Source organism: Chitinimonas naiadis, from assembly GCF_054780835.1.
In genome coordinates this window covers 205,623-218,486 of sequence record NZ_BAAGVO010000002.1, presented here as the reverse complement: position 1 = coordinate 218,486, position 12,864 = coordinate 205,623, and the positions used below count along the sequence as shown (strand labels likewise).

The window sequence follows — 12,864 nt, the reverse complement described above, 5'->3', positions numbered from 1 at the left end:
CCTTTTTGTTTGCCCTGCGGGTCCTGGCTCAGTGAGCACCGCCCGCATCGGCCGCGGCTGCGCCACCCGCACTGCTGGGCTTGGCCAGCCACAGCAGCACGATCAGCATCACGAACAGGCCGCCGGACAGGTAGAAGAAATCTGCCGCCGAGAGCGTGAAAGCCTGAACGTTGATGGTACGGTCCAGCACGCCCAGTGCCTGCTCCTGGCTGAAGCCGGCATTGCCAAGGTTGCTGATGGCCTGGCTCGCCGCCGGATCGAACGGGGTGATATGTTCGGTCAGGCGAGCATGGTGATGGGCCGCGCGGCTCTCCCACATGGTGGTCGAGACCGACGCCCCGAACGCCCCGCAGGTGATACGGACGAAGTTGGCCAGGCCCGACGCCGCCGGGATGCGATCCGGCGACAGGCCGGACAGCGTCAATGCCGTCAGCGGTACGAAGAAGGTCGCCATAGCCGCCCCCTGGATCAGCTGGGGTACGACGATATGCCACATGTCGGTATCGGTACTGAACTGTGCCCGCATGAAACAGACGATGGCAAAGATGGCGAACGAGAACGTCGCCACGTAGCGCACATCCACCTTATGGATGTTCATGCCCACCATCGGCGACATCAGTACCGCCAGGATGCCGATCGGCGCCGTGACCAGGCCGGCCCAGGTGGCGGTGTAGCCCATATATTGCTGCAGCCACAGCGGCATCAGCACCACGTTGGCAAAGAACAGGCCGTAACCGAGCGAGAGCGCGATCACGCCGATGCTGAAGTTGGGCCGGCCAAACAGCTTGAGGTCGACGATGGGGTGCTTTTCGGTCAGCTCCCACACCACGAAGAAAGCAAAGCCCACCAGCGCCACCACGCCCAGAAGCACGATCTCGCCGGAGTTGAACCAGTCGAGTTCCTTGCCCTTGTCGAGCATCACCTGCAAGGCCGCGACCCAGATCACCAGCAGCGCGAGGCCAACGGTATCGATAGGCAGCTTGCGGGTCGTCGATTCACGCTTGTGCAGCAAGGTCCAGGTCAGCCAGGCGGCAAACAGGCCGGTCGGGATATTGATGTAGAAGATCCACGGCCAGGACAGGTTATCGGACAACCAGCCGCCCAGGATGGGACCCATTACCGGCGCCACCAGCGTGGTCATGGCCCACATGGCGAGCGCCAGCCCGCTCTTCGCCTTGGGATAGCTCGATAACAGCAAGGCCTGCGACAGCGGAATCATCGGCCCTGCGACCAGGCCCTGCAGCACGCGGAAAGCGATCAGCATTTCCAGGCTGGAGGCGATGCCACACATGAAGGAGGCCAGCACGAACAGGATGATGGAGGTGACGAACAGCTTCACCTGACCAAAGCGCTGGGTCAGCCAGCCGGTCAGCGGTACCGCGATGGCATTGGCCACGGCGAACGAGGTGATGACCCAGGTACCCTGGTTGGGCGAGACGCCCAAGTCACCGGCGATCGACGGAATGGAGACGTTGGCGATCGTGGTATCGAGCACGTTCATGAACGTCGCCAGCGACAGGGCCAGCGTAGCCCAGAACAGCTGGGCGCCCTTGAGCGGCGGATAGCTCTGCGGAGCACTCATGAAAAACCCCCTGACCCGGCATCGGCCGGATCACTGAACGAATACCCTTCCCCGCACCATGGCAGGGAAGGATGGAAACGAGATGGGCGGCACCCTGCCACTGGGGGCAGGGACCACGGCTTACTTGCCGGCTTCGGCGTTCAGCGTCTCGCTTGCCTTGCCGTCGGCCGCCTTGAGCATGCCTTCGAATACACGGGTCTCGGCCACCGGCGTGGTGCGCTTGGCGGTAGAGAGCAGTGGACCACTGCGATCATGCGTCTCGACCTCGGCCTGCATCGACAAACCCACGCGCAGCGGATGCTCGGTGATTTCCTTCGGGTCCAGCGCAATGCGTACCGGCAGGCGCTGCACCACCTTGATCCAGTTACCGGTCGCGTTCTGCGCCGGCAGCAGCGAGAAGGCGGCACCGGTGCCTGCGGCAAAGCCGCTGACCTTGCCGTGGTAGACCACATCGCTGCCATAGACGTCGGCATGCAGGGTAACGGGCTGGCCGATCCGCATATCGGCCAACTGGCTTTCCTTGAAGTTGGCATCGACCCACAACTGGTCCAGCGGCACGATAGCCATCAGCGGGGCGCCGATGTTGACGCGCTGGCCCGGCTGGGCGGCGCGGCGGGCGACAAAGCCGCTGACCGGAGCCGGCACGGTGGCACGGCTCAGGGTCAGTTGTGCTTCCTTCACTTTCAGCGCGGCGCGCTGGACGTTCGGATGGCTCTTGGGGGTGGTGCGTTCGATCAGGGCCTGGTTGGCGGCCAGTTGTTCACGGGCTGCCTCCAGCGTGGCCTGTGCAACCTTGACGGCATCCTTGGCATGCTGGATTTCCTCGACGGCAACGGCACCGGTACCCGCCAGGGCCTGGCGACGCTGCAGGTCGTCCTTGGCCTTGGACAGATCCGATTCACGCAGGGTGATGGCGGCACGCAGGCTGCCATCGTTGGCGAACAGCGTGCGTACCTCGCGCAAGGTCTGGCCAAGCTGGGTCTGGGCAGTTTCCAGCGCCAGCTGCGAGTCGGCGCTATCGAGTACGACCAGCGGCTGGCCGGCCTGGACGAAGTCGGTATCGTCCGCCCCAATGCTGATGATGGTACCGGCGGCTTGCGGGGTGACCTGCACCACGTTGCCCGCCACATAGGCGTTATCGGTCTCGACAAAGTATCGGGCGTGGCCGTACCAGTAAATGCCGTAGGCGATGGCGGCGATGCCGAATACGCCGGCAACTGCCAACATCAGTGGCTTGCGCTTGCCGTTGCTTTGTTCCTGGGCCGGGGATTGGGTAGGGGTCGTCATGGCTATGCTCCGAATTTGAATAAGCTAGGCGTCGCTCAGCGCGCAGCCGGTTGTTGGTTGTTGGCGGTCTGGTCTTGCTGGCTGCGGAATCCGCCACCCAGCGCACGGTTCAGATCGATCCAGGCCAGCCGGCTGCGGGCTGCGAGTTCCACGCCGCTGCGCTGCTGGTTGAGCAGCCGGTCTTCCACGACCAGTACGGCCAACTGGTTGCCCAGGCCTTTGGCGTAGCGTGCCTCGGCAATGCCATAGGCGTCGCGCAGGTCGGCTTCGGCCAGTTGCTGCTCCTTCTGCTGGCGGACAATCGCCTGCTGGCTGGTGGCGGCGTCGGCCACCTCGCGGAAGGCATCGATGACTAGGGCGTTGTACTGCGCCACGCCGCTGTCGAAATCGTTCTGGCTGACCCGCAGGTTGGCGCGCAGACGGCCACCGTCGAAGATGGGAAGGCGCAGAGCGGGGCCCACGCCGACGATACGGCTACCGCCCTCGAGTACGTTGTCCAGACCCAGCGCCTGGAAGCCCAGGAAACCGACCAGGTTGATGTTCGGGTAGAACAATGTCTTGGCGTAGTCGATATCGCGGACCGAGGCATCCAGCCGTGCCTGCTGCGCGGCGACGTCCGGACGGCGGGCCACCAGCTCAGCCGGCAGGCTGGACGGAATCCCTACGGCGGCATTGCTCGCCAGTTGCGGACGTCCCAGCTTCTCGCCGCGCTCAGGGCCTGCGCCCAACAGGGCAGCGATCTGGTTGCGCAAGAGGGCAAGCCGCTCCTTGCTGGCTTCGATCTCCTGGCGGATGGTCGCGACGCCGGCGGTGGCCACCTTGCTGTCACTGACAGCATCGAGCCCGGCCTTGCTGCGCAAGGCGCTCAGCTCGGCGACACGCTGGCGCTGCTTGAGTGTGGCGGTCAGCAAGTCCTGGCTGGCGTACTCCCTGTCCAGTTGCACCCAGGCACGGCTCAGGTTGGCGGCCAGTGCCAGCTTGACGGCCTGCGCCTCGTATTCGGCAGCCTTGCTGCGGCTCAGCGCCGCATCCAGCTCTGCCCGGTGCTTGCCGAAGAAATCCAGCTCCCAGCTGCCGTCCAGCGCGAGGCGACCGCTATTGCGGACACTGCCAGCCAGCGGAGCCGGCTGCATGTAGTTTTCGCTGAAACGCTGGCGGGTCGCATCGGCCCCCAGGCTCAATTGCGGGCCGCTATTGGCCTCGGTCAAACCGGCCAGCGCGCGGGAGCGCTCGATACGCGCCTGGGCAGCAGCCAGGCTGGGGGAGCTGGCCATGGCCTCGTCCACCAGCTGGTTGAGTTGGCCATCACCGAGCGCATTCCACCATTGCTCTTGCGGCCAGCGGGCCTGTGGGTTCGCCGTCAATACCTGGCCACCTGCCAGGTTTTCGCCGTTCAACGGTTTGCCGTGGGTCGTGCTGTTGCCCATGCCGGCGCAAGCGCTCAACACCAGGGCTGCCAGCAACGAGAGGGACAAGGGAATATGGCGCATGGGTGCAGCTCCTTGTGTAATGCCGTGCATTTACTGCTCAAGCATCCACTGCCTAGGCAGCAATTATTTCAAAAAAAATCAATTGGTCTTACGACTATCGGCGGTAGCGATCATCCGGCGCATAAAGGATTTGAACAGTTCCAATTCCTCTGGCTCAAAACCCTCGAGCTGGCTGTTGAGCACATCCACCACGGCCTGCACCATGGTCGGCATCAATGCGCGGCCAGCCTCGGTCAGCTCAAGTCGGACCAGACGTCGGTCCGTCTCGCTGCGCACGCGGCGCAGAAAGCCTTTTTCCTCAAGACGATCAATCATGCGGGTCATGGAGCCGGTATCGCTGGCGGTACAGCGTGCAAGATCCGCCGCCGTCCCGGCCCGCTTGTAGTAGACCTGCATCAGGACTTTCCACTGCGGCCAGCTGATGCCGGTAGGTGCCAGCTCCTGATTGAGCGCGTCGTGCAGGCGCAACTGCACCTGCGTGATCAGAAAGCCGATGCTTTCATCCATGCCGTAGTTTTCAATACTGTAGTAAGAGGTGGGCATCTTGGTTCCCTCATTTGCAGTTACTGCCTAGGCAGCATTATACGTAAATTCGCTGCCATGGCAGCAATTTTTCTGGCGTGCCGACAAACGGCCGCCCTGCCCTTGTTCAATCGGGAGAGGCGAGTAGTCGCTCAGCGTGCGCCAACCGGCGTCAGCAGCGGCCGGTGGTTGAAATAAGCATCCAGGTTATCCAGCACCAGCTGGCCCATGGCGGTCCGCGTTTCCAGCGTCATGCTGCCGATGTGCGGGGTGAGGACCACATTGGGCAGCGCCAGCAAGCCCGGATTCGGGTGGGGTTCGTCTGCGTAGACATCCAGCGCGGCGGCGCCCAGCAGACCCTGTTGCAGGGCCAGGACAAGTGCGGCTTCATCGACAACCGAGCCGCGCGAGATATTGACCAAGGTACCGTCCGGGCCAAGTGCCGCCAGCACGGCTGCGTTGACCGCCCGCTGCGTTTCGGCCTTGCCTGGCACGCAAACCAGCAGATAGTCGCTCTCGCTGGCCAGCGCCAGCAGGCTGTCACTGCGCGGCACAGTACTCTCCGGCAATGACCTTGGCTGGTAGTAGCGAATGACCATACCCAGTGCTTGCAGACGATGCGCTACCGCCTGCCCGATGCGACCGAACCCATAGATGCCGGCGACCTTGCCACTGACACCCCGGCCCAGGGCCAGCGGTTCGCGCCGGCTCCAGCGTCCCGCCCGCACATACGCATCGAGCTGCGGCAGCCGGCGTGCGGCAGACAGCGTCAGCAGTACTGCCAGGTCGGCAACATCGTCAGTCAGCACATCGGGCGTGTTGCTGACGACCACGCCCTGGTCGGCAAGCGCCGCCAGCGGGATACGATCTAGGCCTATGCCATAGACGGCCAGCATCTCCAGCGCGGGCAATTGCTCCAGCAGGTCGTCCGGAAAGCCGATCGACGCCGTCGTTACTGCGGCATTGAGGGTGGGCGCGAGGCGATACAGATAGGAGGACTGATTTTCCGGGGCAACCTGCCACAGGTAGTGGCAGGTGTAGGCAGCCGCCAGGCTGGCCATGATGGATGGCGGCGCCAGCGGTTGCACTATCAACAGGTCAGGCTTCGAGGTATCCATGGCGTCCGCCAGATAAGAAGATCGCGTCCCGTTCCGGCATCAATTCACCACCAGGGAACTGGCCTGCGGTGGGTAACAGATGCCTCGTGTCTCGAAGCAGCCCTGATAGCGGGCCAGTACCGTCACAGGCCCCTTGCCGGGCCCTGCCAGGGTAAGGGTGACACTGAAGGGCTGGGGGTAGACCTGGGTCGTACCAAAGGAAGGGTCCTGCTTGCTGACGGCGGGCGGGTAGTCAACCTGGCTGATGCGCAGGCCCGGCGTATCCTTGAGTGCTACCAACAAACGATCCTTGTACAGGTAGTAGCCCGGCTGGACCAGGAAATCCACGCGCAGCCGATTGCCATCTAGTCGCCGTACCTGAGGGGAGAAGGCCTGCTCGGGCGGCAGCGGCTCGGCGCTGGCGCGCGGCTTGCGGTTCAGCACATCGCCCAGCCAGTCACCGCCACCATTCGCCGCAATGGCAGGGACAGCCAACATCAGCAGGCTCGACAGCAGCAGACCGGCACGGACAAAGCAACGATAGGACAGATTCAAAGACACAACTCCCGACGGCCGAAACGGCATTTTATTCCAATGCCATTGTCGCAGCAGCAGCCTGCGAAGGCGAGGCACTTCGACGCACCAAACTGGCACAAGGTTCCAATTCTCTCAGGCCGACCCGGACGACGGCCCGATCGACCGGGCGATCGCAAGCCCTTTGATTCGACAGGCTATCTTCCTGGAGCGGCCGTAGCAGGCCATCGCATGGCTTGCGTCTTGCTTGGGCTAGCAGGCTTCCCCACTCTTTCCGTCCATGTTACGCATCCTGCTGGTCAACGATACTGACAAGCCCATCGCAGAACTGCGCCAGTCCCTCGCCCTCCAGGGCTATGAGATCCTGAGCGTGGTCGCGACGCCGCACGCCCTGCTCAAGGTCGTGGAAGGTGAACGGCCGGATGTGGTGATCATCGATACCGAATCACCCTCGCGCGATACCCTTGAGCAGTTGGCGGTCATGAACAGCGCGGCACCGCGACCGGTGGTGATGTTCACCCATGATGCCGACCAGCAATTGATTCGTGCGGCGGTCGGCGCTGGCGTCACCGCCTATGTGGTGGATGGCCTGGCTCCCGAGCGGCTGGCCCCGATCATCGAAGTAGCCCTGGCCCGCTTCGCCGAGGAATCGAAGCTGCGCAACAAGCTGGCCGAGGTGGAGCAGCAGCTCGCGGACCGCAAGCTTGTCGACCGCGCCAAGGGCGTGTTGATGGACAAACGGCAGATGAGCGAGGCCCAGGCCTACGAGACACTGCGTAACCAGGCCATGAAGCAAGGCAGCCGCCTAGCCGACGTGGCCCGCCAGATCATCGCCATGGCCGACCTGCTGGGTTAGCCGGAGCACAACGATGCTGAACAATCCCATGTCCTCCGCCTACCTCGCCGGCTCAGACGCGCCGGAAAAGCCGCACCTGCGGCTGGGCTTCGTCCCCCTCAACGACTGCGCCCCACTGGTCGCCGCCAAGCTGATGGACTTTGGCCGCCAGTATGGCCTGACGCTGGAATTGTGCCGGCAACCTTCCTGGGCTGCCGTGCGCGACAAGCTGCTGAGCGGTGAGCTAGATGCGGCCCAGGCGCTGTACGGCCTTGTCTACGGCGTACAGTTGGGGCTGGGTGGCCCACAGGCCGATATGGCCGTGCTATTGACGCTCAACCAGAACGGCCAGGCCATCAGCCTCTCCAATCGTCTGGCACAGGCATGGCGGGAAGGCCGCCCGCTCGCCGCGGCACTGGCGGATGGCCGGGACAGCCCGGTGTTTGCCCAGACTTTCCCTACCGGCACCCATGCCATGTGGCTCTACTACTGGCTGGCGGCACAGGGCATCCACCCTCTTCAAGCGGTACGTAGTGTCGTGATACCTCCCTCCCAAATGCCCGCAGCCCTCGGCCGGGGGGAGCTGGATGGCTATTGCGCCGGCGAACCCTGGCACGCGGTGGCCGAGAACATGCAAGCCGGCCAGACAGTGACCAGTAGTGGCGAGATCTGGCCCGACCATCCGGAGAAGGTGCTCGCCTGCCGTGCCGACTTTGTCGCGCTTTATCCCAATACCGCACGCGCGCTGACCGCCACGCTGTTGGCCGCCTGCCGCTGGCTGGACCAACCGGCACAGCGACGCCTGGCGGCCGGCTGGCTGGCCGGCCCCGACTACCTCGACCTGCCGGAAAACCTGATCGCCACCCGCCTGCTGGGAGACTATGGTAGTGCGCCCCTGCGCCAGCCACCGCTCCCTGTCCGGTTTCATGCCGACGGTGCGGTCAACTATCCCTATCTGTCCGATGGCATGTGGTTCCTGAGCCAGTACCAGCGCTGGGGCATGCTGGGCGAAGAGCAGGACATGGCCGCGCTGGCCCGTCGGATCAACCAGACCGAGGTGTATACCGCAGCCGCCAGCGTGCTGGGGGTCGCCATTCCGGACAGCCCGCTGCGCAGTAGCACCTTGATGGACGGCAGCCGCTGGGACGGGCACGATCCCGCCGCCTATGCCCGCAGTTTTGCACTCCGCACCTGACCCGGTAGCGCGCCAAGGCGGTGCAAAGCCCACCGGCATCGCACTAGTGCAGTGCACAATATATTCCGCAGCATCCATCTCCATCGAGCTTGCAGGCCGCTGCAGTGCGGCATCATGAGCTGGCACGACCCCTGCTAAGAGAATGACGGGCAGTGCAAAGAAGCAGGGCCCGCTAGATTTCAGGAAACCCGTCAACGGCGGCGGTATTTCCCCAAGGACAACGGCGTCCCCTCCAACCCACACGGGTTGCGAGCGGACGCCGTTTTTGTTTTGGGGCCGCGCCTGGCGCGGACCCCATGGCTGCGACACTAGGAGAGAAGCAATGGATCGTTCGTTCTGGCGCTCTGGTCACACCCCCACGCTGTTCTCGGCTTTCCTGTATTTCGATTTGAGCTTCATGGTCTGGTACCTGCTCGGCCCCTTGCAGGTACAGATGGCCAGCGCCCTGAGCCTCAGCACCCAGCAGCGCGGCCTGATGGTGGCGACCCCGATACTCGCCGGTGCCATTCTGCGCCTCTTCATGGGCATGCTGGCGGACCGGATTGGCGCCAAGCGGGCCGGCCTGCTGGGCCAGGTCATTGTGATCATCGCCCTCGCCGCTGCCTGGCAGATCGGCATACACAGTTTCGAGCAAGCCTTGTTGCTGGGTGTCTTCCTTGGCGTTGCCGGTGCTTCGTTCGCCGTTGCGCTCCCCCTGGCCTCGCGCTGGTATCCGCCCCAGCACCAGGGCACGGCCATGGGTATCGCCGGTGCAGGTAACTCCGGCACCGTGCTGGCTGCGCTATTCGCGCCGGTACTCGCCATCGCCTTTGGCTGGCAGAACGTGTTCGGTCTGGCCGTCCTGCCACTGCTGGTCGTGCTGCTGGTGTACTGGAAGCTGGCCAAGGATGCCCCTGGCGACTTCAAGCGCAAGAGCTGGGCGGACTACGGCCGCATGCTCGGCAGCCGCGACGCCTGGTGGTTCATGTTCTTCTACGCGCTGACCTTCGGCGGTTTCTCCGGCTTTGCCAGCGCCCTGCCCGGCTTCTTCCACGACCAGTTCGGCTTCGACCCCAAGCTCGCCGGCTGGGCCACGGCCGCCTGCGTGCTGGCAGGATCGGTCATGCGCCCGATCGGTGGCGTACTGGCCGACCGTATCGGTGGCACCCGTACTTTGCTGGCGGTCTACGCCGCCGTGACCTTGCTGATCGGCATCGCCGGGTTCAGCCCGGCAGGCCCTGCGTTTGAAATCCTGCTGTTCGTCGCCGCGATGCTCTGCCTGGGTGCCGGCAACGGTGCGGTATTCCAGCTGGTACCGCAACGCTTCGGTAACGAGATCGGCGTGATGACCGGCCTGATCGGCATGGCCGGGGGTGTTGGCGGCTTCGCCCTTGCCGCAAGCCTGGGTGCCATCAAACAGGCCACCGGCGACTACTCGGCCGGCTTGTGGCTGTTCGCCTGCCTCTCGGCCCTGGCCTGGGTCAGCCTCAGCAGCGTGAAGCAACGCTGGCGCAGCAACTGGTCCGCCGCAGTCGTGCGTGTCTGAAGCCTGTTTCAAAGGGAATGCATCGATGAAAAAATCCAGACTGGTTGTGGTTGGCAATGGCATGGCGGGCATACGCACGCTGGAAGAATTGCTGATCCTCGCTCCCGAGCACTATGAAATCAGCGTCTTCGGCTCGGAGCCCCACCCCAACTACAACCGTATCCTGCTCTCGCCGGTCCTGGCCGGTGAGCAGGAGTTCAAGGACATCATCCTCAATCCAGTGGAGTGGTATGCCGAACATGGCATCCGCCTGCACCTGGGCAAGTCCATCACCCGCATCGACCGGGTCAAGCGCGAGGTGATCGCCGAGGACGGTACCGTCGAGCCCTATGACCGGCTGCTGCTGGCCACTGGCTCCACGCCCTTCATCCTGCCCGTCCCCGGCAAGGATCTGCGCGGCGTGATCAGCTACCGTGACATCTACGACACCGAGGCCATGATCGAGGCCGCCAAGGTCAAGCGGCATGCGGTGGTGATAGGCGGTGGCCTCCTGGGCCTGGAAGCCGCCAACGGCCTCAAGCTGCGCGGCATGGAAGTCACCGTGGTGCATATCGGTGACTGGCTGCTGGAACGCCAGCTCGACCAGACCGCAGGCAAGCTGCTGCAACAGTCGCTGGAAGAGCGCGGCCTCAACTTCCTGCTGGGCTACCAGACCGCGGAGATCGTCGGCAACGAACTCGGCGAAGCCTGTGCCATCACCTTCAAGAACGGCGAGCGGATACCAGCCGACCTGGTCGTGATGGCGGTCGGCATCCGCCCCAACACCGCACTGGCGGAGTCGGCCGGCCTCTATTGCAACCGCGGCATCGTGGTCAGCGACGCACTGCAGACCTATGACCCGCGCATCTATGCCGTGGGGGAATGCGTCAGCCATCGCGGCGTGGCCTACGGCCTGGTCGCCCCCTTGTTCGAGCAGGCCAAGGTCTGCGCCAACCACCTGGCCCAGTTCGGCATCGGCCAGTACAAAGGCTCGGTGCTGTCGACCAAGCTCAAGGTCACCGGCATCGACCTGTTCAGCGCCGGCGATTTCATGGGCGGCGCCGGTACCGAAGAAATCGTGCTTTCCGACCCGGCGGGCGGGGTCTACAAGAAGCTGGTCATCAAGGACGAACAACTGGTCGGTGCCTGCCTGTATGGCGATACCGCCGACGGCGCCTGGTACTTCAAGCTGCTGCGGGAGGGCCGCAAGATCAATGATCTGCGCGACCACATCATGTTTGGCGAATCGGCCATCGGCGACGTGGGGGTACAGGGCCAGAGCCGCGCGGCGGCCATGCAGGACAGCGACGAGGTCTGCGGTTGCAACGGCGTCTGCAAGGGCACGATCGTCAAGGCGATCAAGGACAAGGGTCTCTTCACCGTCGACGACGTCAAGAAGCACACCAAGGCGGCCAGCTCCTGTGGCTCGTGCACCGGGCTGGTCGAGCAGGTGCTGATGAACACCCTGGGATCGAGCTTCCAGGAATCGCCTAAGACCCGTGCGATCTGCGGCTGTACCGACCGCAGCCATGGCGACGCACGCAAAGCGATCCGCGAGCACAAGCTCCTGACCCACCAGGCGGTGTACGACTTCCTGGAATGGCGTACGCCGAATGGCTGTGCCACATGTCGGCCGGCAATCAATTACTACCTGCTCTCCACCTGGCCGCACGAGGCAGTGGACGATCCTCAGAGCCGCTTCGTCAACGAGCGAGTGCACGCCAACATCCAGAAGGATGGCACCTTCTCGGTCATCCCGCAGATGAAGGGCGGTGTGACCAATGCGAGCGAATTGCGGCGCATCGCCGACGTGGCTGACAAGTACCAGGTGCCCATGGTCAAGGTCACCGGTGGTCAGCGCATCGACCTTCTGGGCGTGAAGAAGGAGGACCTGGTCAGTGTCTGGAAAGATCTGGGCATGAACTCCGGTCACGCCTACGGCAAGTCCATCCGTACCGTAAAGACCTGCGTGGGCAGCGAGTTCTGTCGCTTCGGCACCCAGAACAGCACGCAGATGGGCATCGACCTCGAGACCATGCTCGCGAACATGTGGTCACCCCATAAGGTCAAGCTGGCGGTATCCGGCTGTCCGCGCAACTGCGCCGAGGCCGGCATCAAGGATGTGGGCGTGATCGCGGTCGACAGCGGTTGGGAGCTGTACGTCGGCGGCAACGGCGGTATCAAGACCGAGGTCGCGCAGTTCTTCGCCAAGGTGAAGACCGCCGAGGAAGTGAAGGAATACAGCGGCGCCTTCCTGCAGCTCTATCGCGAGGAAGCCTACTACCTCGACCGTACCGTGCACTACCTCGACCGGGTCGGGTTGGACTATGCCAAGGCCAAGGTCGTGGAGGACGCCGCCAACCGCAAGGCGTTGTACGAGCGGCTGCTGTACTCGCTGGAAGGCCTGCCCGACCCTTGGGCGGCACGTATCGGCGGCGCACAGAAGCACGAATACATCCCGCTCAAAGTGATTGCCTGAGGAGAGCACGATGAATATGCCCGTTCCGCAACCCTGGGTGCGTATCTGTACCGTCGACGACATCCCCCGCCTCGGCAGCCGGGTGGTAGAGCGCAGCGCCGGCAATATCGCCGTGTTCCGCTCGGCGACCGACACCGTATTCGCCCTGCTCGATCATTGCCCGCACAAGGGTGGGCCGCTGTCGCAGGGCATCGTCCATGGTGAATCGGTCACCTGTCCGCTGCATAGCTGGAATATCGACCTCGGCAGCGGCGAGGCGCGCGCGCCCGATGTCGGCTGCGCCCGGCGTTTTCCGGTCAAGGTGGAGGACGGTGACGTCTTCCTGAGCCTGGGCTGAGG

The 12,864-nt window shown here is 63.9% G+C and carries 11 protein-coding genes; 5 read left to right on the top strand and 6 right to left on the bottom strand.

Features of this window, described 5'->3' with window-relative positions:
- Positions 1-28 precede the first annotated feature (28 nt).
- The 6 genes from ACYVHK_RS03340 to ACYVHK_RS03315 all read right to left on the bottom strand — a co-directional run bounded on the left by ACYVHK_RS03340 (position 29) and on the right by ACYVHK_RS03315 (position 6,533).
- Positions 29-1,582 (bottom strand): efflux MFS transporter permease, encoded by a 1,554-nt coding sequence (locus ACYVHK_RS03340; protein ID WP_460527575.1) that lies wholly within the window; start codon positions 1,580-1,582, stop codon positions 29-31.
- A gap of 120 nt (positions 1,583-1,702) precedes the next feature.
- On the bottom strand, positions 1,703-2,869 hold the full coding sequence (locus ACYVHK_RS03335) for an HlyD family secretion protein (RefSeq protein WP_460527573.1): 1,167 nt from the start codon (positions 2,867-2,869) through the stop codon (positions 1,703-1,705).
- Between the two features lie 35 nt (positions 2,870-2,904).
- A complete protein-coding gene (locus ACYVHK_RS03330; protein ID WP_460527571.1) occupies positions 2,905-4,359 on the bottom strand; it encodes an outer membrane factor lipoprotein domain-containing protein in 1,455 nt (484 codons plus the stop codon).
- 78 nt (positions 4,360-4,437) lie between these two features.
- A complete protein-coding gene (locus tag ACYVHK_RS03325; RefSeq protein ID WP_460527569.1) occupies positions 4,438-4,902 on the bottom strand; it encodes a MarR family winged helix-turn-helix transcriptional regulator in 465 nt (154 codons plus the stop codon).
- A 131-nt stretch (positions 4,903-5,033) separates the two neighbouring features.
- Positions 5,034-5,999 (bottom strand): 2-hydroxyacid dehydrogenase, encoded by a 966-nt coding sequence (locus ACYVHK_RS03320; RefSeq protein ID WP_460527567.1) that lies wholly within the window; start codon positions 5,997-5,999, stop codon positions 5,034-5,036.
- A 39-nt stretch (positions 6,000-6,038) separates the two neighbouring features.
- Positions 6,039-6,533, bottom strand: coding sequence for a protein-disulfide reductase DsbD N-terminal domain-containing protein (locus ACYVHK_RS03315; protein ID WP_460527565.1), 495 nt, complete (start codon positions 6,531-6,533; stop codon positions 6,039-6,041).
- A 259-nt stretch (positions 6,534-6,792) separates the two neighbouring features.
- On the opposite strand from ACYVHK_RS03315, the gene ACYVHK_RS03310 reads away from it, so the two are divergent.
- The 5 genes from ACYVHK_RS03310 to nirD all read left to right on the top strand — a co-directional run bounded on the left by ACYVHK_RS03310 (position 6,793) and on the right by nirD (position 12,862).
- Positions 6,793-7,368: an ANTAR domain-containing response regulator gene (locus ACYVHK_RS03310; protein WP_460527562.1), complete on the top strand. Its 576-nt coding sequence runs from the start codon at positions 6,793-6,795 to the stop codon at positions 7,366-7,368.
- Positions 7,369-7,381: 13 nt separating this feature from the next.
- On the top strand, positions 7,382-8,542 hold the full coding sequence (locus ACYVHK_RS03305; RefSeq protein WP_460527560.1) for a CmpA/NrtA family ABC transporter substrate-binding protein: 1,161 nt from the start codon (positions 7,382-7,384) through the stop codon (positions 8,540-8,542).
- A gap of 322 nt (positions 8,543-8,864) precedes the next feature.
- On the top strand, positions 8,865-10,067 hold the full coding sequence (locus ACYVHK_RS03300) for a nitrate/nitrite transporter (protein ID WP_460527558.1): 1,203 nt from the start codon (positions 8,865-8,867) through the stop codon (positions 10,065-10,067).
- Between the two features lie 25 nt (positions 10,068-10,092).
- Positions 10,093-12,525: a nitrite/sulfite reductase domain-containing protein gene (nirB, locus tag ACYVHK_RS03295; RefSeq protein ID WP_460527556.1), complete on the top strand. Its 2,433-nt coding sequence runs from the start codon at positions 10,093-10,095 to the stop codon at positions 12,523-12,525.
- A gap of 10 nt (positions 12,526-12,535) precedes the next feature.
- On the top strand, positions 12,536-12,862 hold the full coding sequence (gene nirD / locus ACYVHK_RS03290; protein ID WP_460527554.1) for a nitrite reductase (NAD(P)H) small subunit: 327 nt from the start codon (positions 12,536-12,538) through the stop codon (positions 12,860-12,862).
- The last annotated feature ends 2 nt before the right edge of the window (positions 12,863-12,864 follow it).

Excerpts from the sequence above, each read along its gene's own strand:
- ACYVHK_RS03340 (WP_460527575.1), bottom strand. The coding sequence starts at position 1,582 with ATGAGTGCTCCGCAGAGCTATCCGCCGCTCAAGGGCGCCCAGCTGTTC.
- ACYVHK_RS03335 (WP_460527573.1), bottom strand. The coding sequence starts at position 2,869 with ATGACGACCCCTACCCAATCCCCGGCCCAGGAACAAAGCAACGGCAAG.
- ACYVHK_RS03330 (WP_460527571.1), bottom strand. The coding sequence starts at position 4,359 with ATGCGCCATATTCCCTTGTCCCTCTCGTTGCTGGCAGCCCTGGTGTTG.
- ACYVHK_RS03325 (WP_460527569.1), bottom strand. The coding sequence starts at position 4,902 with ATGCCCACCTCTTACTACAGTATTGAAAACTACGGCATGGATGAAAGC.
- ACYVHK_RS03320 (WP_460527567.1), bottom strand. The coding sequence starts at position 5,999 with ATGGATACCTCGAAGCCTGACCTGTTGATAGTGCAACCGCTGGCGCCG.
- ACYVHK_RS03310 (WP_460527562.1), top strand. The coding sequence starts at position 6,793 with ATGTTACGCATCCTGCTGGTCAACGATACTGACAAGCCCATCGCAGAA.
- ACYVHK_RS03305 (WP_460527560.1), top strand. The coding sequence starts at position 7,382 with ATGCTGAACAATCCCATGTCCTCCGCCTACCTCGCCGGCTCAGACGCG.
- ACYVHK_RS03300 (WP_460527558.1), top strand. The coding sequence starts at position 8,865 with ATGGATCGTTCGTTCTGGCGCTCTGGTCACACCCCCACGCTGTTCTCG.
- nirB (WP_460527556.1), top strand. The coding sequence starts at position 10,093 with ATGAAAAAATCCAGACTGGTTGTGGTTGGCAATGGCATGGCGGGCATA.
- nirD (WP_460527554.1), top strand. The coding sequence starts at position 12,536 with ATGAATATGCCCGTTCCGCAACCCTGGGTGCGTATCTGTACCGTCGAC.